Here is a 15,665-nt window from a genome sequence, read left to right on the forward strand (position 1 = left end):
CTTCCTGTGCCGACTGGTATGCCCGCTGGGCTGCTTCCAACGCGTCCTCGCTCATACGCCCATCCTGCCAGGCCGCTCTCGGATCACGCGTGCCCGTGCGAGTCCTCGGACGGATGGCGCTCCCCTTCTCTGAGCGGGGCGTGGTCTTGTTGCGGGGGCAGCGGGTCGGCCGTGGTGGGGAGGGAGGTGGCTGCGTTGCATTCGCGGCAGGGGACGGTGCGGGGTTGGCGGAGGATGTCGAGGGCCTGGTCGAGGGTGATGGGGGTGGCGTGGGGCTGGCAGCCGATGACGTGGATCAGGCGTGCTCCGGGGTGGCCGGGGCGGTGAGGGAGATCTTGTACCGTCCAGGCCTGCCGCCCGGCGGCGGGGGGAGTAGCGCGGGTGGGGATGCGGCTGTAGTCGCTGCCTTCGAGGGGGCGGACATGACGGGCGTCGAGCCAGACACTCTGTTCTGCGGGCTCCGTACGGCCGCTGCTGCCAACTGCCCAGCCGGAGATGCCCACCCGGTACTGCCATCCGGCTGCCGCGCGCCGACGCTCATACAGGCAGGCTCGCAACTCTTGCCCGTCAGGCATGATCACGGTCACCCGGGCCGCGTTCTGCGGCATTGCGACCCCCTCCATCCTGCCCAGCATCCTAACCGGACGCTTTGGCAAGTTCATCGGGGGCCTTCCTTCGTGGATACTCCGGCCGACTTCGGTCCGAGGCCAGCATGAGCACTCCGAGCACCGGTCACGCCAGCCCTTTGACCAGCAACTTTAAATGAGCGGCATGCGGGGACGGGCGTTCGCGCCGCCCGTCGTTGGGCATGACGGCTTCAGCAGGTGGTCCATCCGGAGCTGCCGTTCGGCGGCACCCTCCACGAGACTGCGCGGTCAGCAGGCCTCGCGCAGGACCAGAATGCCGTCTTTCGCCGGGACAGCGGCACGGGTGTGTTGCTCATGCTCGACACGGGCTGTCTCCAGGAGGTGCCACCACGACGTCACGGTCGGTCGGCGGCGAAGGAGCGCTCGCCGGTCGCGTTCGGTCATGCCGCCCCAGACGCCGTGCTCAATCCGGTTGTCCAGGGCGTATGCCAGGCATTCGGTGCGCACGGGACAGCCAGTGCACAGCATCTTGGCGCGATTCTGGGCAGCGCCTTCGACGAACAGTTCGTCCGGGTCGGCAGCCTTGCACAACCCGCGCTTGCCCCAGTCGGTATCCGCTATCACCCCGGTACCGTCCTCTCCCCGATTCGGCCAGCAGCTTTGCCCCGGCTACATGAGGCAGGCATGTGACAGTACGCGAGTCGGGCGCTGGGCGTTCAGCAGCGGACGAGCGCCCAACTCCTTCGAGTGATGAGGGCTTGTCACAGGATACGCCGGACGGTATCAGTGATCGAAGCGGGAATGCCCTCGGGGAACCCGTCGCTCGCTGTCCGGACATCGGCACGCCCGGGCGATGTCGGGCGCGTCGGGCAGCTGCGCAACGACGGCCACGGCGGCCGGCGGCTGGGGGCACATGGGGCGTCCGATACTGCGTGGGGCCCGGAACCATGAGCCCCTGTGAAGCGTCGACGCATCCCATTCCGCCCGTTCCCCGCCCGGGAAATATTGTACGGTGGGCTAACCGACGCGGGGTGGAGCAGCTCGGTAGCTCGCTGGGCTCATAACCCAGAGGTCGCAGGTTCAAATCCTGTCCCCGCTACTGGATTTCGGCCTCCGCCGCTCATGCGGCGGAGGCCGACGTCTTTCTCTGGAGCGTCGGTTCGCCACCGAAATCTCCGCTAGATGTCACACGCGGCTGGGATTCGGCGCCCCTATGGAGGCGACAACCACCGACTCCATGGAGCGCACGTGTCCCACCACCCTGTCCGGGCCGACCGCGACCTGCCGAACCGTCTCGGCCTGGCACACCCCGCCGAGACGACCACGGTGATCCGGCAGCTGATCAGCCGCGGCACACCGCTCACCGCCGACAGCCCGCCGTACGACCTCGCCTGGTGGCGCGCTACCGCCCTCGTCGTGCTCTCGGCGATCTGCCCACCCGACGACCTCGTATGGAAGTGGCTTCGGCCCGACACCGCTGGGAGCCCAACGACCTATCCCCCCAGCGACCAGAGCTTCGCGGAAGGGTGGGCAACCACGCTCGGCATCCTCGAAGGCCTCGTCGCCCACCTACCGCCCGCCCACCAGACGGAACCCCTTCGATCCCCGGAACGGATGCCGACCGCAGTCCCCGGCCCCGGGCTCTACCGCCCCGTACTGCGCAACGACGACGACCCCCTCCAGACCCTCGCCGCCGCAGGCCTGGTCATCCGGCTCCTCGGACTGGACGAGATCCTGGGCACCGACAGGCCTCACCCCGACGGCCCCGACCTCCGCCGGGTCGTCGAAGCGGCCGCCTTCATCCGTGGTGCTCTTCTCCGTAAAGGTCAGGGTCGCGGCGACGGACAGGCCCTCGCCGCGGGCTCCCTTCGCCTCCTGGAAGACCTTGATGTCGCCCTACTGAGCGGCGGTGTACTGCCAGCGGTGGACGGCCAGCTCGGTCTCGCGCCTTCCAGCTCCTTGCCGCTCATGGCTTGTGGCCCGCACTGCCCGACGATCGGCTCACGGTGGGAAAGGCGAAAGCCCCGTCGGGCGCCAGGTGCTTAGCGATGCGAGGGGAGAGTTCTTGGGAATTGGGCCCCGCTCCTCCCAGGCCGGGCCAGCCTGCCGCCGTAGTCGCAGGCCGCCAGGAAGGCGAGTATCTGTCCGACGCCGCTGTCCGCTTTCTCCTCGGTCAGCTCAGGAACAGCGCCAGAGGTCCAGCGGGAAGGAGGAATCGCCCGTCGTGTGCGGCCTGCCGGGCATCGTCCATCGGCCACCACATGAGCTTGAAGTCTGTTTCGGTCTCTGTGAGTTGTTGCGGGCCGAGGGTCAGGTCACGGGCCTCGAACAGGTGGACTCGTGCCGGGGAACCCAGGGTGATTGCGTACGAGCCGAGAGAACGCCATTGCTGGGCGGTGACTCCGGCCTCTTCCCGAAGTTCGCGCTGGGCGCAGTCGAGCGGGTGTTCGTCGGCTTCGAAGCGGCCACCGGGGAGGAAGAGGTATTCGCCGCCGTGGTTTGGGAAGTTGGCGCTCAGGAGGGCCACCAGACCCTTAGCGTCGCGGGCCACAACCACGGAGGCGTCACGCCTCACTTCAGTTCCCATGCCGGGTGAGCGTATCGGTCAGGGATACACTCCGGCGGCGAATGGCACGTTGAAGACGGCAGGGTGGGCGATACCGCGGCCGTGGTAGCCGTCGTCACCGTGATCGGCACACATGACGACGAGCCAGCGGCTCCGCCCGGCGAGCCCTAGCAGGAGCCGACCCATATGGCCATCGGCGTACGATAAGGCAGCGGCCTGTGAAGCGACCGTGTCCTCGCTTGAGGGGGCTGGCCGATAGCTGCCGAGTCCTGGGCCTCGGCGAGAAACGCGAGGGCGCGACCGGTGCCGCAGCCGATCTCCAGCACCCGTCGCGGGCCGGCCAGGAGTTCGGGGCCGGGGCCGTGACCGGTGTACTGGGTCCAGCAGACGTCGGCTCGGCGTCCTGCTTGAAGACGGACTCGGCGAGCGTGTCCCACAGTTCGGTCTCGGCAGTGATGTCGTGCGGTACGGACACAGTGGTTCCTCTGGGTGTGGTGGCGCATCGCCAGGGTCACCGCCGCAGGGATCAGCCCAATGATCCGAGGGAGCGCTCACCAATGTGATGCAGCCGTGCTTCGAACAGCTTCCTTGCGTCCGGGGTCAGCGAGGCGAGCGCAATGAGCGACGTGATCGTGACGTCGCAGAGTTCCTTGTGGACGTCGTCCCACGTGTGGCTCGCCCCCTTGCGGGGATTCGCGCCCATTGCTCCGTGGAGTGCTTCGGCTACCTCACCGAACTCTTCGCCGATCTTGAGCACTCGCATGGTTTTCGCCATGTCGCCGGTTACTGGGCTCTCGGCGTCCAACCAGTCGCGAAGACGTTCGACGAGATCCCAGGTGCTTGCTTCCACGTTTTTCTCCAAGGACTGTGCGGGAGTTTTCAAAAGAGGGCGCCAGCAGCGCTGAGATCGGTGGGGTCGGAGACTCGTAGCTGGGTTTCCGGGGCGACGTCGAGCTGCACCGTCAGGGCGGAGTGATCGGTGAGTCGGTCGGAGCGGGTACGCGGCTCATGGACGTAGTGGCAGCCGTGAATCGCGCCGATGAGGGCTGCCGAGATGTGCGCGTGGTCGTAGCGGTAGCCGTCGCCTGTCCGGCCGACCCAGGAGTGTTCGGCGGCCGTCGGGTGCAGTTGCCGGAACGCGTCACCGTATCCAGCGGCTTCCAGTCCCTCGTAGAAGGCGTACTCGAACGGCTTGAAGAACGGATATCGGGGCTCGTGCTTCGGCTCGAGGATGTTGAAGTCACCGATCAGGAGGCGGGCCCCAGTCGTGCCGGACGGGATGGCCCGGCCGGCTTCCTCAAGGAAGCGGCGTTTGCGGTCCGTCTTCGCAGGCGTGGCGTCCCGGGAGGGCACGTACAGGCCGATGATGTCGAGCGGGCCCGCGGTCGTCGCGACGGTCACCGAGACGCCGCGGTGCGGCAGGTAGCTGCTCAGTGTCGCCGCCGCTTCGAGGGGCAGGCGGCTCACGATCATCACGCCCCGCTCACCCCGCTCCGGCCGGGGGAAAACGACGCGGAACCCGGCAGCTTGGAACCGGTCGGCCAGGAAGTCGCAGCCGTCACTGGGCGCCGTCTCCGTGAGCACGAGGATCTGTTCCGGTCTGGCCGCCAGCCAGTAGAGCTGTCGCTGCGCCCGCTCGCGGGAGGGGTTATTGAGATTGAACGTCAGCACGTCCATCGAGGTTGTCCCTGGGTTGTACGGCGTTGATCTCGCCCACGATGGTGCACGCGAGGGTTTCCGGATCTGTGGCTGTAGCGTCCAGAGTGAGGACTCTAGCGCCCTGGTCACGGAGGAACGTAGCCGCTTCCGCGTAAAGACCGAACTCGATCACGCTGCTGCCGGGCATCCGTTCGAATCGGCTGTGGGTGCCGCGCTGGGCGAGCCGGTTTGCGATGACGTCCGGGTGCGCGGTGAGGAACACCGAGAGGTCGGGCAGCCGCGCGTGCCGGTTCAGTTCCCACACGAGGTCACGGTTGACACCGTCCATGACCTGAAGCACCAGTGACGAGCCGATGTAGCGATCACACACGACGATGTCGCCGCGCTGGAGCGCCGGCCGGATCTCCTCCGTCAGGTGGTGGTAGCGGTCGGCCGCGATGAGGCAGGCCATCGCCATGCCCTGATAGATGTCCGTGCCGTGCCGGGCGAGTTCCCCGAGCGGGGTGTCGCTGGGTTCACGGGTCGCGTGGACGGCATGTCCGTCTTCCCGGAGCTGGGCTGCGAGGGCGTCCCTCACGGTCGACTTGCCGACGCCGCCCGGTCCGTCCAGGGTGACAAAGAATCCCCGGGGGTTCACGAGATACCGACCACGGGAAGCACGCGAGACCCGTTCGGCACGACCGGGCACTGCTCTGTGTCGACGGCTCCGATCCGGTGTCCTGCGGCGACGACCGCGGCCGGGCAGCCCTTGCCGCATTCGGCATTCATCGAGCAGCCGCCGCACGTTGGGTTCGCTCCGACCTGCCACCGCTCATGGAATCGGTAGTTGTCCAGCTGGGCGGCGATGTCGTTGTCCGTCCACACGTTGCCGACGATGAAGTCCGTGTCGGGGTGCTGGGACGCCTTCGTGCGGGCGGCGAACACCAGGTAGGGGCAAACCGTGACCTCCCCCTTGGTGAACACGTAGATGATGGTTCCGGCCTCGCATCCGGCGAGCGGCTTGTCATCGTTGGGGAAGCGGATGTGAACCAGCTCCAGGCCCTCGTCGACGAACGGAAGAGTGAGGTCCCGGATGTGCCGCATATGGTCGTCCGGCCGCCGAAGCCTCTGTGCCGAGTTCGAGGCGCCACGACCCATCTGTCCAAGCGGATTCATCAGCACGTACTTCGCTCCCTGCTCGCGAGCGAAAGCGCACAGCTCCGCGTACTCCTCGTCCTGCGCAAGGTTGTTCGGCGTGCACAGCAGGCCCTGAAGAATGCCCGCCTCCGCGAAGCGCTTGACGTTTCGGACGGTCTCCGCGAAGCCCTCGGGGCGAGCCCGGAACACCCCGTGGGAGTCGGCAGAGAAGCCGTCCAGGCTCACGTTCATGTGCACACCCAGGTGGGCGAGCGTGTGGATCTCCTCATCCGTCGCCATCGTCGCGTTCGTGCACACACCCACGCCGAACCCGGCCGTAACGAAGTCGCCGACGATAGGAAGTAACTCCGGGTGTGTGAACGGCTCACCTCCGGTGATGGTGACCCGGTTGACTCGGGCGTGAAGGAGCTGCGGGATCAGCCGGTCCTGGACTGCTTGCCGGTCCATGTCGTCGCCGCGTTTGGTCGCGTTGACGAAGCAGTGCTTGCAGAGTTCATTGCACCGCTCTGTGAGCTGGATGAGCGCCTTCCGGTACGGATGGTCCACCGTGGTCCGGAAATAGCAGGAAGCGGCCTGTCCCGAGTTGATGATCGGCTTGGCGGTCATGCGGGCCTCCGCGGGTAGAAGCGGTTGGTTGGGCAAGGACTGGTAGGTCCATGGTTGGCGCGAGATGCCTGACTTGCCAGTTGTCGTGCCCTCGTTCCACGACCGCCGTCCGGTCGGGGAACGAGGATCTTGCCCCTGCCGCCGAGGGGGAGTCTCGTCCTGAAGGCAGGGAGTTTCAGCGGATGCCGCGTTGCCGCTCCGTGTCAGTGACGTGTGTGCGGTGCCAGGCGAGTTCAGCGCGTGCCGTCTGGGCGTAGTGCCGCACCACGTCTTTGCCGACCAGGAGTTGGGCGATGGTGCTGTTGTCGAAGTACGTGAGGGCTTCGCCGAGGTCGGTAAAGAGCGGCATTGTCGCCTGGTCCTGGTAGGCGTCCCCGTCGCAGGCCGGCCGGGCCGTCAGGCGTTCCTCGATGCCGTGGGCCATCGCCGCGATGTAGGCGGCGAGGGGGAGGTAGGCGTTGGTATCCGCGCCGCCGAGGCGGATTTCAAGGGGGGCGCCGGGTCCGACACGGGCACGTTGGTCATGGCAGCGCCTCCCGTCGCCCTGCGAGGACGTCGCGCAACTCGTCCGAGGGGAAGTCGGTCCATTGCAGCCGCAGATCGTGACGGACGGCGGGGGCCAGTGGGCCGCCCTGCGGGCTTGTCCCGTCCAGGAATTCGCGCAGGCCGATGTCGCCGCCTCTGGCCATGGTGTAGGGCGGCACCGAGTGCCGGGACAGCACCAGCGCACTCGGGCTGGTGTCGTCGGCCGCACTGGATGCGAACAGCCGCCGTGCGTGGTGGAAGTGGCGTTCCTCCAGGCTGCCGATGTCGATGACCCGGGCGTGCTGTGGCGCGTGCGTGCCGTATTCCAGGTTGAGGGGGATGGCGCCGGTGCGGTCGTGGAGGAGGACGTGGGCGGCGGCGTAGAGCAGGGTCTGCTCGTCGGTGGTGGCGCCGCCTTTGCCGCCGAGCCGGTTGAGGACTGCTGTCCGCCGGGCCGGGGTCAGGGTCCGCACCAGGTCGTCCAGCGTACCGAGGATTTCGGCGGAGGGCCGTGTGCGGTACAGCCCGTAACGTCCTGGAGCCAGCGCGGCCAGGAGCCGGTCGAGGCAGTGGGTGAGCAGGTCCGTCTCCGCGGCTGTGACGGGCTCGGGCAGGACGTTGACCCGGCTGCTGAGAGGGCTGGCTAGCACGATCTTCAGGTAGGGGGTGCGCTGGCCGGCCGCGGTCAGCCGTGCCGCCATGCGGAGGGCCGGCAGGACGTAGCTGAGCGCCCGAAGCGGCATGTGGGTGCTGGCGCCGTAGACGACCCGCAGGACCAGCGGGCCCCTGACGGCCTCGCTGACTGTCCGCAGCAGCGGCTCGACGCCGTGGCGGGGCAGGCCCGACAGGTAGCCCGTGCGTCTGGCCCCGGCTCCGATGATCGCGTTCAGCAGCCGCGGGCGCGCCCGGTTCAGCTCCCCGGTCCGCTGCGCGTCGTCGCCGGGCGCAAGGGTTTCCAGCACGCTGCGGACATCACAGTCGGTCAGGACGTGGGGCTCCTTCCCGCATCCGAGGATGGGCACGCCGCGCATGATGGCGGCGAGCAGGTTTGCCTGCTTCTTCCCCAGGGACCGCTCCCTGGGAGGGGATATCTGCATCACGTGAATCCTTCATAAATAGTGATCTATTGGACGAAAGAAGGGGTTCAGGTGCGTACTAGGTCACCCACTCGCATCGCGGACCTTGAGGGGGTGGGGGCCGAATGAGCGCGACTGGACGCGTTTGTAGCTGTTGGGGGTGGGCGCATACAGGGGTGCCAGGTGCCGGCAGCAGCCGGGCAACGGCGTGTGGCGGAAGAGCGCACTGACGGCGGGTGGATGCTGCAGGCGGTGGTCGAGGTTGTGCTTCCACGCGGGAGTCCGGCTGGACGGTCCGTTCGTGTGCGGCACGAACTCGCTCTCGATGCCGGCGTTCACCTCGTAGCTCACTTGAAGAGTGGAAGACGAAGGTCAAATCCTCATCAGTTCAGGGGGTCTTTCCCTCGGTGTGTGGCCCAGGTGTGGGCTGCGTGCTGCATGGGTTTCGCCCAGTCGTCTGTGCTCTCGGCTGCGATCGAATTCCAGAGGCGGTGTTGGACGCGGGCCAGGGCGTCGAGGCCTGCGCGCGGAGCCGAACGCCACGCGGGGTGAGCGGCGGCGGCGTTTTCTGCCTGGGCGGGGGTGTGACCGTGGGCGATGAGCCACAGCAGCCACAGCGCCGGGTCGATCCAGGCGGCGCCGGTGGAGGCCCATCCCCAGTCCACGAGCAGGGCGTTGCCGTCTGAGACGAGGAGGTTGTGCGGGTTCCATTCGGTGTGGAGGAGGCTGCTGCCTGCGAACCACGCCAGGTCCGCCGGGTCGTCCACGTATGCCCGCAACCGGTGCGGCATGTCTTTCAGCTCGAGTGCCGCCGGCGGCGGCACGTCCGTCAGCCGGATCATGGATGCCATGACGGCGGGGACGTCCGGCGAGTCGGGGGTGAAGTCGGCGTGTCCACCTTCGACGTACTCAAAGCCGAGCAGACTCCAGCCCTCTTCTTCGATATGCCACAGCAGTTGAGGCGCGACGCTGCGGACGCAGGGGGCGATCTGGGCTTCTCGTTGCTGGGTCCACACGCGGGGGTGATCGAGGGGGAGGCCCTTGACGAACAGGGTGCGGTCGAGGGTGTGCACGCGGGCGGCGATGGTGCTGTTCAGGCCTGCGTTGATGGTTTTGACGTCGACCACGCGGCCGCTGACCTTCTCGATCAGCCGCAGCACGGTGTCCGGGAGTTCGGGCAGGCGCTGGGTGGGCATTTCGGTCTCCTCCAGGAGGGGGGAACAACGCTGGGGCCGCCGGGGCGGCCCCAGCGAGTGGTTCAGTTGTAGGGGTTGTCCTCGCCGCAGCCGGGGAGGGTGCCCTCGGTCAGGGTTTCGACGTCGCTGACCAGGATGATCGCGTCCGGGTCCAGGGTGGCGGCTTCTGGTTTGGGCGTGATCTCGACCATGACAGCAGTCATGTGCCTACCTCTTTCCGTGTTGGCAGTAGTGTGCGAGTGGTGCCTTCGCCTCCTGGAAGACCTTCGCCATCGGCCTGCACACCCGGCACGTGCCGGACAGTGTGCAGCCGCTGCATCCTCCGGTGCGAAGCATGAGGGACTCAGCGATCTCACCGAGCCGGGCCAGACCCTCCACGCCTTCGACGGTCAGGTCGATGTTCGGTTCGCGGCCGACCTTGCAGATCGAGGCCCGCCCGAACGGATCCGAATGGAAGAACGTCACGCCGGCGGGGCAGCCGGTGAACGGCTGCCGATGGGTGAGGTACTCGGGCGACTGCTGCGGCAGCGGCTCCGCGCTGCCGTGGATTGTCGGAGAGATGTTCGCGTACTCTGTGTGGCGAAGGCCGAGCTGATTCGCCCAAGCTCGCATCGCCTCGACGTCATGCGCGTTGGCCTGCACGATGATCAGGCTCAGCTCGATGTTCAGCCCGGCATCGCGGGCCATGCCCAGGCCCTCCCGGAAGCGGTCGAAGCCTCCGCGGCTGCGGGTCACCGTGTCGTACGAGTCGGCTGTCGCGCCGTACACACTCAGCGTCAGTTTGATGGGCGGGTAGGTGCGCAGCAGGTTGAGGATGTGCGGCTTGCGGAGCCTGGATCCGTTGGACAAGACCTCCACCTGCATGCCCAGCTCGTGCGCGAGTCGATAGGCCTCGGGGAAGTCGGGGTCGATGAGCGGCTCCCCGCCCGTGATCTGCAGCCAGATCACTCCGGCGTCCCGCATGACAGCCAGCAGCCGACGCTTGCCCTCCATATCGAGGCCCTCGAACTTCTTCTCGCCGAGGTAGCACATCACACAGTCGTAGTCGCAGCCGAGATTGATCTCCCACGTCGCCCGACTGAACGCGTACGGTCCGGGCTGCCGTATCAGGACCACCTCGTCTACGGGACGGCCGCCCAGTTCCATCTGCCACTGAGCGCGCGCGGCGTCGACGAGCCACTCGGGCACGGTGCTGGGCGCCGCGGCCAGGGTGCACAACTCATCGAATTTGGCGTGGGGGAGGTGGATGGCCTTAGCGCTGCCTGGGCGCAGGACGAGGCGCCGCCCTCCGAACGGTGTCGCAACGAGCTGGTGCACGTCGTCTTCCCTTCACGTGAGAGCGAGCTGCTGAGGTGAGAGCCCGGCGCGGGGCGGTGACTTCGCCGTGGGGTGGGCGACGATCGGTGACGCTCCCCGCGCCGGGGGTTGCCCTGTCCGACGGCCAGGGGGTCAGGGCATCCGGGCCGCCAGACAGGATCGGCCCTTGAGTCCCCCGGTCACCGTCCGACCGGGGGGATCAAGGAGAGGGACCTCTTGCCGCTGAGCGGGGAGTGCGGACTTGGCGGCAAGAGGGGCATTGGGAGTCAGCGGATGCCGCGAAGACGCTCCAGGTCGGTGACGTGTCTTCGGTGCCAGTTGAGCTCGGCGTGCGCGGTCCGGGCGTAGTGCTTCACGACATCCTCGCCGAGCAGGCTCTGGGCGGCGGTGCTGTGTTCGAAGTAGTCAAGCGCGGTACCGAGATCGCCGCACACCGGTACCGCCTCGCGGTCCTGGTAGGCGTCGCCCTCGTAGACGTCGCGGACCGTGAGGCCTTCTTCAATGCCGTGCACCATGGCGGCGACGTACGCGGTGAGGGCGAGATAGGCGTCAGCGTCGGCGCCTGCGAGGCGTACCTCCAGGTGGGTGCCCTTGCCGTGACCGCAGACGCGGACGGCGCAACCGCGGTGATCGATGCCCCAGTTGTAGCGGACGGGGGCGAAGCTGTGCGGCGTGTACCGCTTGTAGGAGTTGACGGTGGGCGCGTACAGCGGGGCCAGGTTCGGCAGGATCGAGAGCATCCCTGCAACGGCTCGCGTCAGCAGCGGCGGAAGATCCTCTCCGTGATGGTGGGCGAAGCCCGGCTCGTCGTGCTCGGACCACAGCGACAGATGCAGGTGCAGTCCGTTGCCGACCCCCGTCGCGGGAGCCGCCATGAAGGCGGGGATCAGGTTGTACTGCTGCGCAAGGTCGCGGGCGATGAGCTTGTAGACGGAGTAGTCGTCGCAGGCAGCCAGCGGGTCATCGGTGTAGGGGAAGGTCACTTCAGCCTGTCCCGGCGCGCTCTCCGTCTTGATCGACTCGTAGCCGATGCCGGCGTTGTTCAGATAGTCGCCGAGGTGTCGGAAGAAGGGCCGGACGGCAGGCGGGTGGCTGGTGCTGTAGTCCAGATTCGCGTCCCAGGCTGGCGCCGGGCCGGAATCTCCTTCTGTGTAAAGGACGAACTCGCTCTCCACTCCGACCTTGAGCCGGTAGCCCAGCTCGGCCAGCCGCTCGAGCTGGGTCTTCAGCATCTGGCGGGGCGCCACCTGCACCGGTGTGCCATCCGGGTGAATGGGGCTGCCGATCACGAGGGCCGTACCCGGCTGGGTGGGGAGCACCCAGACGGTGTCCAGGTCGGGTTGGACGAGGAAGTCGCCGTAGCCCTGCTCCCAGCCGGTAAGGGCATAACCGTCGAGGGGCGTCATGTCGATGTCGGTCGCAAGGAGATAGGCGCACATCTCCGTCAAGTCGGCCATCCGATCGAGGAAGACCCGAGCACTGAAGGTTTTGCCCTGTAGGCGTCCCTGCATGTCCGGCACGACGAGCGTGACGTCATTGATGTCGCCGCTTTCCACAAAGTTGTCGAGTTGTCCTCGGGTCTGCTTTCCCTGCGGCCAGAATGGCGCGGCGCGATAGGTCGTTACTGCGGTCATCAGAAACCTTCGCTGAGCAGGGCTTCGCCGGGCTGGGCGGTCTGGGAGGCGGTGAGTTGGTAGTCCCGCTTGCCGCGGGTGATCCACGTCGCGCAGGCCAGCAGCAGCGCGGCCAGCAGGGTCACCCCGGCGTAGTTGAAGGAGTCGGTGGTGATGGGGGTCGACTGCGGCAGGCAGAACACCACGGTGATGATCACGACGTAGGTGACCGCGACGTATCCGATCGGGCGGCGCCAGCGTCCCAGGCTCCACCGGCCCGGCTGGTAGGCGCGGCCCTTGCGCAGGGCGAGGAAGACGGGGATGCCGTAGGCCGGTGTCATGCCGACCGCGTTGATCGCGGTGATCGCGCCGTAGGCGGCGGGAGACCACAGGGCCGGAAGGGCGAGGACGAACGGTACGACGATGACGAACCACACCGCCCTCGTGGGTGTTTTCGTGCGGTCGTTGACGATGCGCCAGCTCTGCCAGCCGGGTAGGGCGCGGCTGCGGGAGAAGGCGTAGACCATGCGGCTGGCGGCGGCGACTTCGGCGTTGCCGCAGAACAGCATCGCGACGATGACGACCAGGAGCAGCGCCTTGGCCCCGGTCGCGCCGAGGACGTCGAGGAAGATCTGGGCGGGCGGTACACCGGTCGCGGAGTTCTGCGTGCCCGCGTAATCCTGTATGGCGAACAGCAGCCCGGCCAGGAGCACGAACCCAGCCGCCCATGACACCCAGATCGAGCGGACGATGCCGCGGGGCGCCGACATCTGGGCATCCGTGGTCTCCTCCGCGACGTGGGCGGAGGCGTCGTAGCCGCAGAACGTGTACCCCGAGATGAGGGATCCGACAAGCCCGACGTAGAAGGGGTGGGAGAAGCCGGTGTCGTTGTGGAAGTGGGTGAACACGAAGCTCGGTGACTGGTGCTGGGCGGGGGCGATGGTCAGGGCGCCGACGATGACGGCGACGCCGCCCAGCTGCCACCATACCGAGATCGAGTTCAGCACGGTGACCAGGCGCACCCCGGCGGAGTTGAGCAGGCCGTGCGCGAGCAGGATGCACCCGAAGATGATCATGGTCGTGCCGTCCGTGGGCGCAATGTTCCACTGCATCTGCGCGAACGCGCCGGCGAAGGCGGCGGCTCCGTAGTCGATGCCGGCGATCGCGCCGAGCAGACCGAGCAGGTTCAGCCAGCCGGTCACCCAGCCCCACCGGCGTCCGCCGAGCTTGTCGGCCATGAAGTACGGGCCGCCCGAGGTCGGGTAGGCGGAGACGACATCGGCGAGGGACAGCCCGACCAGCAGCGTCATGAAGCCGATCACGGCCCAGCTGCCGAGCATGACCACAGGGCCGCCGTGGCCCAGGCCGAACCCGAACAGGCTCATGCCGCCGGCCAGGATGCAGATGACCGAGAAGCTGATCGCGAAGTTCCCGAAGGCGCCCATCTTGCGGGACAGTTCGGGCTTGATGCCGAGCTCTGCGAGGAAAGCATCGTCCGAGCTCGCTGGTTCAACCGTGCCGGCTCTTCTGTGAGACACCAGTAATCCTTCGAAAAGGGGATGAGGGTTACGGGGACAGTTCAGGGGTGTTGATCACGCTGGGCTGGCGGGGCCCGGCAGCGCATCGGGACGCCGTGGCTAGCGCAGGACGGATGCGCGGATGCGGAGGAACTCGTCCCTCCAGTCGGCGGAGCGGCCGAGGCTGGCGTTGATGTCCTGCCACGGCTGCGGCGTGACGTAGGGGCCCATCGCCCGGAACACATAGGCTGCGCGTTCGTTCTCGCCGCAGGCCACCAGGGCGTGCGCGAGGTGGCTGAGGTCCGACAGCGGCTGCCACGGGTATTCGACCGGCGCGATGTCGGCGAACCAGTCGTCGTACGCCTTGCACGCGTAATGCCGGACCTGGGCGGTCTGCCAGAACGTGAGGGCGCCGTTCTGACCGTCTCCGTGTCGTCGGCGGTAGAGGTCCATGAGCGCGTACAGCGGCATGACCTGTAGTTCGGGGTTGAGCGTGCCCATCGCGACAAGCCAGCACGAGTAGTTCATGGCGGCCCCCGGCTCGCGTGAGCGGTTCAGAAACCACTCCCGCATGCGGTGATGGCCTTCCCGGTTTCCGGGGTGACGTTTGTTGATCTCCGCGAGGAGCGGCCAGGGTCCCCGGTGATGCATCGCTGGATCTCTCAACGCGTCCCAGGGCATCGGCCGCTCGTGGGCGTGGGGGTCAAAGTGGTGCGGCGCAAAGGGGAGCTGTGTCAGCTTGAGCAGATCCACCCACGGCACGGGGCATGCCGGCCAGAGAACCCTTGCCTGGTAGAGGGCCTGCCGGGCCAGGCCGGCGGCTCGTGCCACCACCTGCTGGCTCTGGTTGCTGTGATACGCGGCGAGCGCGGCTCGCGTGAGGACGCGGCCCCACATCATGGCAGCATCGCGGTTGTTGGGTTCCTCATCGCGCCAGGTCTTGAAGACGCCCGGCTCGCCCGCGCCAGCCGCCAGGAGCTGGCTACGGGTGGTGCGTAAAGCCCAGTTGGGGCCGGTGCGAGCCAGCAGGTCACGGGCGGAGAGGTGCCGGCCCATCTTCAGATCCTCCAGCGCCGCACGAAGATCGGTGTCGGCGCCAACCGGACTGACGATGAGAGGCGCGTCAGGAGAGGCCACGCCCCGTTCCACCTGAGGGGTGAAGGGCGTGACGGTGGTCGTTAACGAGTCGGGCATGGGAGGCCTCGGCATTGGGGATGTACGGGGGAAGATGGTGTCAACGGGTTGCTACTGGCCCCAGTCCTTGGGCATGACGACCTGCACGGTCTTCCCGACGGGCTGGCCGACGTCGTCGTAGTTGATGCGCCACGCGACGGATGCGCGGTAGTGGTGCACCCACCACAGCCCGCAGGGCTTCCCGCGTGCCTCCCGCCGGGTGCTCAACTCGTCGAAGCCAGGGAAGTCGGCAAGGCCATCGGTCACCTCGATGATCAGGACGTCCGAGTCCTGAGGGCACATAAGGCAAATGGCGATGACGTTCCCGGCGAGGGGTTTCGCGTGAACCACGGCGTTGTCGGTGAGCATGCCCGACACGCGTGCCGCTGCATCGATGTTGCCGGGCCAACGCGCGGCTGTGAGGCGTGGGCGGACCCTGATCCGGGTGTTGGGACCGATGAACTGTTCCGAGCTCATCCGCCCCTCCCACCGGAACCTCAGAGCGTTTTCGTCTGACATGAGGAGGTCACTGATCTCCAGGAAGTCACCGGCCGAGATGCCCGACGGATTCACGGATTCCTCTGCTTTCATAGGGACGATCAACGTCCGATAGCCGGCAATCCGGCAGACGTGGTCGCCCATGGGGCCATGGGAGACGGTGGCTCTACGACTCTGGCCATGCCACGGAGTGAG

General features: G+C 67.3%; 18 protein-coding genes, 1 tRNA gene and 1 pseudogene. 2 read left to right on the plus strand and 18 right to left on the minus strand.

Annotation, left to right across the window (positions count from 1 at the left end; translation table 11 throughout):
- Positions 1-83 precede the first annotated feature (83 nt).
- Positions 84-575: a DUF6233 domain-containing protein gene (locus ABZ453_RS34110; protein ID WP_359021115.1), complete on the minus strand. Its 492-nt coding sequence runs from the start codon at positions 573-575 to the stop codon at positions 84-86.
- 300 nt (positions 576-875) lie between these two features.
- A complete protein-coding gene (locus ABZ453_RS34115; protein WP_356951171.1) occupies positions 876-1,211 on the minus strand; it encodes a WhiB family transcriptional regulator in 336 nt (111 codons plus the stop codon).
- A 401-nt stretch (positions 1,212-1,612) separates the two neighbouring features.
- On the opposite strand from ABZ453_RS34115, the gene ABZ453_RS34120 reads away from it, so the two are divergent.
- Positions 1,613-1,686, plus strand: a tRNA-Met gene (locus tag ABZ453_RS34120).
- A gap of 149 nt (positions 1,687-1,835) precedes the next feature.
- The gene (locus tag ABZ453_RS34125; RefSeq protein ID WP_359021117.1) at positions 1,836-2,633 is read left to right on the plus strand and encodes a hypothetical protein; all 798 of its coding nucleotides are present in this window, start codon (positions 1,836-1,838) and stop codon (positions 2,631-2,633) included.
- A 127-nt stretch (positions 2,634-2,760) separates the two neighbouring features.
- On the opposite strand, the gene ABZ453_RS34130 is transcribed toward ABZ453_RS34125, so the two are convergent.
- The 16 genes and pseudogenes from ABZ453_RS34130 to ABZ453_RS34205 all read right to left on the minus strand — a co-directional run bounded on the left by ABZ453_RS34130 (position 2,761) and on the right by ABZ453_RS34205 (position 15,614).
- Positions 2,761-3,174, minus strand: coding sequence for an NUDIX hydrolase (locus tag ABZ453_RS34130; RefSeq protein WP_359021119.1), 414 nt, complete (start codon positions 3,172-3,174; stop codon positions 2,761-2,763).
- Positions 3,175-3,428: 254 nt separating this feature from the next.
- Positions 3,429-3,628: pseudogene (locus ABZ453_RS34135) on the minus strand (class I SAM-dependent methyltransferase); the annotation flags it as partial.
- Positions 3,629-3,679: 51 nt separating this feature from the next.
- Positions 3,680-4,003 carry a MazG-like family protein gene (locus tag ABZ453_RS34140; RefSeq protein ID WP_359021121.1) on the minus strand — a complete coding sequence of 108 codons (324 nt, stop codon included), beginning with the start codon at positions 4,001-4,003 and terminating at the stop codon, positions 3,680-3,682.
- 29 nt (positions 4,004-4,032) lie between these two features.
- Entirely contained in the window at positions 4,033-4,830 is a 798-nt protein-coding gene (locus tag ABZ453_RS34145; protein ID WP_359021123.1) for an endonuclease/exonuclease/phosphatase family protein, read from the minus strand.
- On the minus strand, positions 4,802-5,500 hold the full coding sequence (tmk, locus tag ABZ453_RS34150; RefSeq protein ID WP_359021125.1) for a dTMP kinase: 699 nt from the start codon (positions 5,498-5,500) through the stop codon (positions 4,802-4,804). Before tmk ends, ABZ453_RS34145 begins: the two co-directional genes overlap by 29 nt.
- On the minus strand, positions 5,446-6,555 hold the full coding sequence (locus ABZ453_RS34155; protein ID WP_359021127.1) for a radical SAM protein: 1,110 nt from the start codon (positions 6,553-6,555) through the stop codon (positions 5,446-5,448). Before ABZ453_RS34155 ends, tmk begins: the two co-directional genes overlap by 55 nt.
- 175 nt (positions 6,556-6,730) lie before the next feature.
- Complete coding sequence (locus tag ABZ453_RS34160; RefSeq protein ID WP_359021278.1) at positions 6,731-7,156, minus strand: hypothetical protein; 426 nt, start codon at positions 7,154-7,156, stop codon at positions 6,731-6,733.
- Complete coding sequence (locus ABZ453_RS34165) at positions 7,077-8,177, minus strand: hypothetical protein (protein ID WP_359021129.1); 1,101 nt, start codon at positions 8,175-8,177, stop codon at positions 7,077-7,079. Before ABZ453_RS34165 ends, ABZ453_RS34160 begins: the two co-directional genes overlap by 80 nt.
- Positions 8,178-8,240: 63 nt before the next feature.
- Entirely contained in the window at positions 8,241-8,507 is a 267-nt protein-coding gene (locus ABZ453_RS34170; RefSeq protein WP_359021131.1) for a hypothetical protein, read from the minus strand.
- Between the two features lie 32 nt (positions 8,508-8,539).
- Entirely contained in the window at positions 8,540-9,352 is an 813-nt protein-coding gene (locus tag ABZ453_RS34175; protein WP_359021133.1) for an aminoglycoside phosphotransferase, read from the minus strand.
- A gap of 62 nt (positions 9,353-9,414) precedes the next feature.
- The gene (locus ABZ453_RS34180; protein WP_359021135.1) at positions 9,415-9,555 is read right to left on the minus strand and encodes a hypothetical protein; all 141 of its coding nucleotides are present in this window, start codon (positions 9,553-9,555) and stop codon (positions 9,415-9,417) included.
- Positions 9,556-9,559: 4 nt separating this feature from the next.
- Positions 9,560-10,669 carry a radical SAM protein gene (locus tag ABZ453_RS34185; protein ID WP_359021137.1) on the minus strand — a complete coding sequence of 370 codons (1,110 nt, stop codon included), beginning with the start codon at positions 10,667-10,669 and terminating at the stop codon, positions 9,560-9,562.
- Positions 10,670-10,935: 266 nt separating this feature from the next.
- Entirely contained in the window at positions 10,936-12,126 is a 1,191-nt protein-coding gene (locus tag ABZ453_RS34190) for a glutamine synthetase family protein (protein WP_359021139.1), read from the minus strand.
- 176 nt (positions 12,127-12,302) lie between these two features.
- Entirely contained in the window at positions 12,303-13,820 is a 1,518-nt protein-coding gene (locus ABZ453_RS34195) for an amino acid permease (protein WP_359021141.1), read from the minus strand.
- A 99-nt stretch (positions 13,821-13,919) separates the two neighbouring features.
- Entirely contained in the window at positions 13,920-14,936 is a 1,017-nt protein-coding gene (locus ABZ453_RS34200; RefSeq protein WP_359021143.1) for a hypothetical protein, read from the minus strand.
- Positions 14,937-15,044: 108 nt separating this feature from the next.
- Positions 15,045-15,614, minus strand: a complete 570-nt coding sequence (locus ABZ453_RS34205; protein ID WP_359021145.1) for a hypothetical protein — start codon at positions 15,612-15,614, stop codon at positions 15,045-15,047.
- Positions 15,615-15,665 lie beyond the last annotated feature (51 nt).

Source organism: Streptomyces sp. NPDC005799 (assembly GCF_040630525.1).
Classification (GTDB): Bacteria; Actinomycetota; Actinomycetes; order Streptomycetales; family Streptomycetaceae; genus Streptomyces; species Streptomyces griseorubiginosus_B.